This window comes from Streptomyces sp. NPDC054872 (assembly GCF_053610705.1).
Genome location: NZ_JBSGYY010000057.1, coordinates 47,197 through 54,043, shown reverse-complemented (window position 1 = coordinate 54,043; position 6,847 = coordinate 47,197). Strand labels below are relative to the sequence as shown.

Sequence of the window (6,847 nt, the reverse complement as noted above, 5' to 3'; positions counted from 1 at the left end):
CCACTGCTGAGCAGTGGCCCCGGCCTTCGTGTGCGGTGTTGTTCAGTTCGCCGTGATGATCAGTTCGCCGTCAGGCGGACTTGCGGCTGTCCCGCGGATGCACCGCGATGTTCATGGCTCCTGACCGGAGAACCGCGAGGCGCTCCTCCAGGACCTCCTCGAGTTCCTCTCGAGTACGGCGCTCCATGAGCATGTCCCAGTGCGTACGCGCAGGCTTCCCCTTCTTCTCTTCAGGTCCGTCGCCGTCTACGAGGAGTGCCTGGGCCCCGCAGACCTTGCACTCCCACTCCGGCGGGATCTCCGCCTCGACCGAGAACGGCATCTCGAAACGATGTCCGTTCTGGCATGCGTACTCCACGGCCTGGCGCGGAGCCAGGTCGATGCCGCGGTCGGTCTCGTAGCTTGTCACCACGAGGCGCGTGCCGCGAAGAGCTCGCTCACTCATGAATCGTGCCTCCCGGGCTTGTCGCCCACAGGACAGGTGTCGCTGTCGTCGTCATCCGGTCAACGTCCGGTCGGCGGTAAAGATTCCCGTTAAGGGTCATGCGTCGCCGTCGTATGCCGCCCCTTGTTGTACCCACCAGCGCCCGGTATGTCACATCTGACAGAGGATGTCACCCTGCGTTTCTCCATCTTGAGCGCGCAGTAACGGTCCGCCTGGTAAGCCAAACGCGTACACTACCGCCCTTTGGCTTCAGTTGCTAAATCCTGTCGGGTACGGGATTTCCCGCGTCGCGGATCGCGCGCCGTACGGGTACCCGCGCGAGCAGGACGAAACCGATCACGAAGAAGGCCACGAGCGAGACGATCGCGTCCCGGTAGCTCCCGGTGAGTTGATAGGTCAGGCCGAAGATCAGCGGCCCGAGCCAGGCCATCCCGCGATCGCTCATCTCGTACGCGGAGAAGTACTCGGCCTCCTTGCCCACGGGCACCAGGTGCGAGAACAGGGACCGCGAGAGCGCCTGCGAACCCCCGAGCACCAGCCCGATCCCCGCCGCGAGCACGAAGAACCACACCGGCGCGCCCGCGGGCAGGAAGAACCCCGCCCCGATCGTCGCCGTCCACGCGACGAGCGAACCGAGGATGACCCGTTTGGCGCCGTACGTCCGCGCGAGGCGTCCCATGGCGAGCGCTCCGGCCACCGCGAGCACCTGAACGAGGAGTACCGCCACGATGAGCGTGGACTGGCCTAGACCGAGTTCTTCGGCACCGTAGACGGACGCCTGGGAGATCACCGTCTGCACGCCGTCGTTGTAGACGAGATAGGCGAGCAGGAAGGACAGGGTGTGCGGGTGGCGGCGCATGTCGCGCACGGTCGACGCGAGCTGCCGCCAGCCGCGTGCCGACGCCGTGGAGGGCGCCACGTCGCGGTCACGCAGCCGCCGCAGCGGTACGAGCGTGAAGGCGCCCCACCACACGCCCGCCGAGGCCAGGCAGATGCGCACGGCCGTCGACTCCGAGACGCCGAAGGTGTCGTGGGCCAGGAACAGGACCAGATTCGCCACCAGGACGAGCGCCCCCGCCGCGTAACCGAACGCCCAGCCGCGCGAGGAGACCGCGTCCCGCTCCTGGGGAGGCGCGATCTGCGGCAGGTAGGAGTTGTAGAGCACCATCGAGACGGCGAGCGAGGCGTTGGCGACGATCAGCAGGAAGCCGCCGAGGAGATAGCGGTCGCCGTCCAGGAAGAACATGCCCGCCGTCGCCGCGGCCCCCAGGTAGGCGGCCACCGCGAGCAGCGGCTTCTTGCGGCCCGTACGGTCGGCGGCCGCGCCCGCCATCGGCATCACCAGGACGGACAGAATCACCGACGCCGACACCGCGTACGCGAAGAAGGACCCGGCGCTGACCGGGATACCCAGCGGGTGGACGTATCCGTCGCCGTCCGCTGCCGATTTGGCGATCTCCGTCAGATACGGGCCGAGGAACACGGTCAGGACGCTCGTCGAGTAGACCGAGCACGCCCAGTCGTAGACGTACCAGCCGCGCTGCTCACGCCGCCGTTCGGCGGCGCTCTCGTCGGCCGGTGGCGTTGCCCGCACGGTGTCGGTGCCCACCCGTGCCCCCTCGCTGGTCCCCGTGGTCCGCTGCCGCCCCGGAGGCGGTCAGGCCCAGGCTCCCCGGTCCTTCAGCACGTCGCGCAGCGTCTCGATGTGATCAGAGATGATGCCATCTACACCGAGATCGAGAAGAGCGGCCATGCGTCCGGCGTCGTTCACCGTCCAGACATGCACCTGCAGCCCGCGCGCGTGGGCCGCGCGAACGAAGCGGTGGTCCACCACCCGGATCCCGCCGTGCGTCTCGGGCACCTGCGCGCACACCGCGGAGCGGCGCACGCCGGCCGAGACCCCGAACGAGCTCAGCCGCAGGGCCGCCACGCCCCGGGTGCCGAACGAGGTGGCCAGGCGCGGACCCGCGAGCCGCTGGGCACGGGCCACGCGCGCCTCGGAGAACGACCCGACGCACACGCGGTCCCAGGCACCGGTGCGGCCCAGCAGGTCGAGGAGCGGGAACAGGGCGGGCTCGGCCTTGACGTCCACGTTCCAGCGGACGTCGGGAAAGGACTCCAGGAGCTCTTCGAAGAGGGGCACCGGCTCGCTGCCCGCCACGCGCGCGTGGCGCACGGTGCTCCACGGCAGATCGGCGATCCGCCCGGCCGTGTCCGTCACCCGGTCGAGCGTCGCGTCGTGGAAGGCCACGAGGCGGCCGTCCGACGTGGCGTGCACATCCGTCTCGATGTAGCGGTACCCCAGGTCGACCGCGCGCCGGAACGCGGCCATGGTGTTCTCCAGGCCGTCCGCCGCCCCGCCCCGGTGGGCGAAGGCGAGCGGGCCGGGATGGTCGAGATAGGGATGGCGTACGCGCGTGGTCACCGCTGCAGTATTGCCTGCTCCGGTTGCCCGCCGGCAGCCACTACGGCTCCCCGGGATGGCGCGGGGGCGGCGAAGACGCGCAGGAAGAACTGGGCCAGCGGACCGATCGCCAGTGCGTAGAGCACCGTGCCGATGCCCACCGTGCCCCCGAAGGCGAAACCGGTGGCGACCACGGCCACCTCGACCAGCGTCCGCATCAGGCGGATCGAGCGGCCCGTGCGCTGATGCAGGCCCGTCATCAGGCCGTCCCGGGGGCCGGGCCCGAAATTCGCGGCGATGTAGAGCCCGGTCGCCACGCCGTTCAGGACGATCCCCGCCACGAGCAGCGGAATGCGTGCGCCGAGCGTGTGCGCGTCCGGCATCAGCGCGAGGGTGCCGTCCATGGCGAGCCCGACGACGAAGACGTTGGAGACCGTGCCGAGCCCGGGGCGCTGGCGCAGCGGAATCCACAGGATCAGCACTGCCGCGCCGATGAAGATCGAGACGACACCGATGGACATCCCCGTCAGCTCGGCGAGGCCCTGATGCAGCACGTTCCACGGTTCGAGGCCGAGTCCGGCCACCACCAGGAGGCCGGAGCTCGCACCGTAGAGCGCCAGGCCGACGTACAGCTGGATGAGCCGGCGTGCGAGGTGTGGCTTCGTCGTGGACAAGAGGTGCCCCCCTACTGGTGGTGGTGGCCTGACGCATGACACTCTGTGGCTCGTAAAGGGATGGCAACCATGGCCAATTCCAGGAAGGTGGACTGGGAATCATGGCTCAGTGGACTTCGGCGGTGGGCGCCACGCAGCTCGCCCGGCTCCTCACCTCTCAGCAGACGCGCCCCGCGGGCCCCGGCTCGCGCCGGCCGCCCGCCTACCGCGCCCTGGCCGACGGCGTCCGCATGCTCGTCCTCGAAGGGCGTGTCCCGGTCGCCGCGCGGCTGCCCGCCGAGCGCGAACTAGCCGTGTCGCTCGCCGTCAGCCGGACCACGGTCGCGGCCGCGTACGAGGCGCTGCGCACCGAAGGCTTCCTGGAATCCCGCAGGGGAGCGGGCAGTTGGACCGCGGTCCCGGCCGGCAACCCGCTGCCCGCGCGCGGCCTGGAACCTCTCCCGCCCGAGGCGCTCGGCTCCATGATCGACCTGGGCTGCGCCGCGCTGCCCGCGCCGGAGCCCTGGCTCACCCGTGCCGTGCAGGGCGCCCTGGAGGAACTCCCTCCGTACGCGCACACGCACGGCGACTTCCCGGCCGGTCTGCCGGCGCTGCGCCAGATGCTCGCCGAGCGCTACACCGCGCGGGGCATCCCGACCATGCCCGAACAGATCATGGTCACCACCGGCGCGATGGGTGCCATCGACGCGATCTGCCATCTGTTCGCCCCCCGCGGTGAACGCATCGCCGTCGAGTCCCCGTCGTACGCCAACATCCTTCAGCTGATGCGCGAGACGGGCGCCCGGCTCGTTCCCGTCGCCATGTCCGAGGGTCTTGAGGGCTGGGACATGGACCGCTGGCGCCAGGTGCTGCGGGACGCGGCGCCCCGGCTCGCCTACGTGGTCGCGGACTTCCACAACCCCACGGGCGCCCTCGCCTCCGAGGACCAGCGGCGCAAGCTCGTCGACGCCGCGCGCTCCGCGGGCACCGTCCTCGTGGTCGACGAGACCATGATCGAGCTGCAGCTCGACGACGACCTGGCCATGCCGCGCCCCGTCTGCGGCTTCGACCCGGCGGGCTCCACCGTCATCACCGTCGGCTCGGCCAGCAAGGCCTTCTGGGCGGGCATGCGCATCGGCTGGGTGCGGGCCGCCCCCGACGTGATCCGCAGCCTCATCTCGGCACGCGCGTACGCCGACATGGGGACCCCGGTCCTGGAACAGCTGGCGGTGAACTGGCTCCTGAGCACCGGTGGCTGGGAGTCGGCCGTGCAGGTGCGCAGGGCCCAGGCCCGTGAGAACCGCGACGCCCTGGTGGCCGCCGTCCGCCGTGAACTGCCCGAATGGGAGTTCGCCGTCCCGGCGGGCGGCCTCACCCTGTGGGCGCGCTCCGGCGGCCTCTCCGGCTCCCGCATCGCCGAAGTGGGCGAGCGGGTCGGGGTCAGGGTCCCGTCAGGGCCACGCTTCGGGGTGGACGGAGCCTTCGAAGGGTATGTGCGGCTGCCGTTCACCGTGGGAGGCGCGGTGGCCGAGGAGGCGGCGGTGCGGCTGGCCGCGGCCGCGCGTCTGGTGGAGACGGGGGCAGGCGGGGGCGTGGAGGCGTCGCGGGCCTTCGTGGCCTGAGCCCCCGGGCCGCGGGGAGGCGTCAGCCTTCGGCGGGCACGGGCTCCGGTTGGACGCCCGGCCTCGCCGCCGCCGTGTCGGCATCGGCGTCGGCGGCGACCTCGGTACCTGTCTCGGCCGTGCCCGTCTCGACCGTCCGCGTCCCGGCCGTGTCGGTCCCGGCGTCGGCGGGTGTGCTCAGCGCGGGCAGCAGATCTGTCACCGCCTGCCGGTGGGCCTCGCTCGTCGCGTCGTCGTACGGATCGGGCGTCGCGGGCACCTGGAGCCGGTGTACCTGACCCGTGCCGAGCCGGGCGTACCCCCGGCCGGGCGGGACGTCGGAGGTGGGCGTCGTGCGCGGCGGCACCCCGAGGATGTCCTCGACCTGGTCGAGCGTCGTGGGGCCGAGGACCACGCGCGCGCGTGTGTGCTGGCGCACCGGGTCGCTCAGGGCGTCGATGCTGTCGAACTGGTCGGCCACGACGACCGTGACGTTGGCCGCCCTGCCGTGCCGCAGGGGCACCTGGAGCAGGGACTGCGGGTCCTCGCGGCCGTCGGCCGCCGCGAGGTGACCGAGCACGCTGGGGCGGTCCATGAGGATCCACAGGGGGCGCTTGGTGTCCTCGGGGGCGGGGTGGCCCGCCTGGCGCGCCCGGTTGGCGGAGATGAGACGCCGCTCCGTCTCGTGCGCCGCCCACTCCAGGCTCGCCAGGGCGCCGGCGAGCCCGCACTCGATGGCCAGGACGCCGTCACGCCCGGTCAGGCAGGCGTAGTCGCCGATGCCGCTGCCTTCGACGATCAGGACGTCGCCGTGCTGCAGGGCCTGCAGGGCGACGGAGCGGAGCAGGGTGGTGGTGCCGCTGCCGGGTTCGCCGATCACCAGGAGGTGCGGCTCGGTGGAGCGGGGGCCGGTGCGCCAGACGACGGGGGGTACGTCGCGCTGTGTGTCGCCGTCCGCCACGGGGAGGGTGCGCTGGACCCCGGTGGGGTCGGTGAAGCCGAGCACGGTCTCGCCGGGGGCCGTGACGAACCGCTGGGCGGCGATGTCGGTGGGCAGCGGGGGCAGCACGTTCACCGTGAGCTGGTTGCCCTCCTCGTCCCACTCGAAGTGGTACTCGCGGCCACGGCCCGCCTTGGCGTGCAGCAGCTGCTCGATGCGGGTGCGGGACTCGGCCTCGCCGTCCGTGAAGTACGCGGGGTAGCGCACCACCAGATGGGAGACGCGTCCGTCGTCGTCGAACTCGTACGACGTGAGGGCCTTGTCCCACTCTCCGCCGTGCGCGAAGAGAGGCGCCGGGTCCTCGGGGACCGAGAAGTACGGCACGAGCGCTTCGTAGAGGGACTGCAGCCGCTGGGTCTGCGCCTCGTCGGGGCCGGTGGGGGCCGGCTCCGTGCGTTCCCGGCCGGTCCACGCGGCGGCCGCCATCAGGCAGATGGCGGCGAGCAGCGGGCCGTACGGCATGAGGGTCACGACCAGGATCACGGAGGCCACGAGGAACAGCAGCGGGCCGCGCCGGTCCTTGGGGGTGTCGGCCCACTTGCGCCGCCCGGCCCCTGCCAGCCGGCGCAGTCCACGAGTGATCGTGATCAGCGGGTGGAGGACATCGGTGGCGCTGTCGGCGGCCGACCTCGCGAACTCCCGGCTGCGGGCGATCGAGGCGGTGCCGTTGCTCAGGATGCGGGGGAGGGGGCGCCGGGCCACGTCAGTCTCCAGATGGTGCGAACGAAGTGCTGCAGGGGGCAG

General features: G+C 71.7%; 6 protein-coding genes. 1 reads left to right on the top strand and 5 read right to left on the bottom strand.

What is annotated here, in order from left to right; genetic code table 11:
* Nucleotides 1-70: 70 nt before the first annotated feature.
* The 4 genes from ACWGIH_RS40865 to yczE form a co-directional block, all read right to left on the bottom strand.
* Nucleotides 71-445: an RNA polymerase-binding protein RbpA gene (locus ACWGIH_RS40865; protein WP_030360404.1), complete on the bottom strand. Its 375-nt coding sequence runs from the start codon at nucleotides 443-445 to the stop codon at nucleotides 71-73.
* Between the two features lie 256 nt (nucleotides 446-701).
* Nucleotides 702-2,054 carry an MFS transporter gene (locus tag ACWGIH_RS40860; protein WP_453451340.1) on the bottom strand — a complete coding sequence of 451 codons (1,353 nt, stop codon included), beginning with the start codon at nucleotides 2,052-2,054 and terminating at the stop codon, nucleotides 702-704.
* Between the two features lie 48 nt (nucleotides 2,055-2,102).
* Nucleotides 2,103-2,870 carry a glycerophosphodiester phosphodiesterase gene (locus tag ACWGIH_RS40855; protein ID WP_453451339.1) on the bottom strand — a complete coding sequence of 256 codons (768 nt, stop codon included), beginning with the start codon at nucleotides 2,868-2,870 and terminating at the stop codon, nucleotides 2,103-2,105.
* Nucleotides 2,867-3,523, bottom strand: coding sequence for a membrane protein YczE (gene yczE / locus ACWGIH_RS40850; RefSeq protein WP_453451338.1), 657 nt, complete (start codon nucleotides 3,521-3,523; stop codon nucleotides 2,867-2,869). The genes ACWGIH_RS40855 and yczE overlap by 4 nt, the downstream gene beginning before the upstream one ends.
* Before the next feature lie 101 nt (nucleotides 3,524-3,624).
* Between yczE and ACWGIH_RS40845 the strand changes: the two genes are divergently transcribed.
* The gene (locus ACWGIH_RS40845; protein WP_453451337.1) at nucleotides 3,625-5,124 is read left to right on the top strand and encodes an SCO1417 family MocR-like transcription factor; all 1,500 of its coding nucleotides are present in this window, start codon (nucleotides 3,625-3,627) and stop codon (nucleotides 5,122-5,124) included.
* 22 nt (nucleotides 5,125-5,146) lie between these two features.
* Here ACWGIH_RS40845 and ACWGIH_RS40840 read toward each other — a convergent pair whose 3' ends face one another.
* Complete coding sequence (locus tag ACWGIH_RS40840) at nucleotides 5,147-6,805, bottom strand: hypothetical protein (RefSeq protein ID WP_453451336.1); 1,659 nt, start codon at nucleotides 6,803-6,805, stop codon at nucleotides 5,147-5,149.
* Between the last annotated feature and the right edge of the window lie 42 nt (nucleotides 6,806-6,847).

Bases quoted from the DNA above. Each gene is read 5' to 3' on its own strand.
- ACWGIH_RS40865 (WP_030360404.1), bottom strand. From the start codon at position 445: ATGAGTGAGCGAGCTCTTCGCGGCACGCGCCTCGTGGTGACAAGCTAC.
- ACWGIH_RS40845 (WP_453451337.1), top strand. From the start codon at position 3,625: ATGGCTCAGTGGACTTCGGCGGTGGGCGCCACGCAGCTCGCCCGGCTC.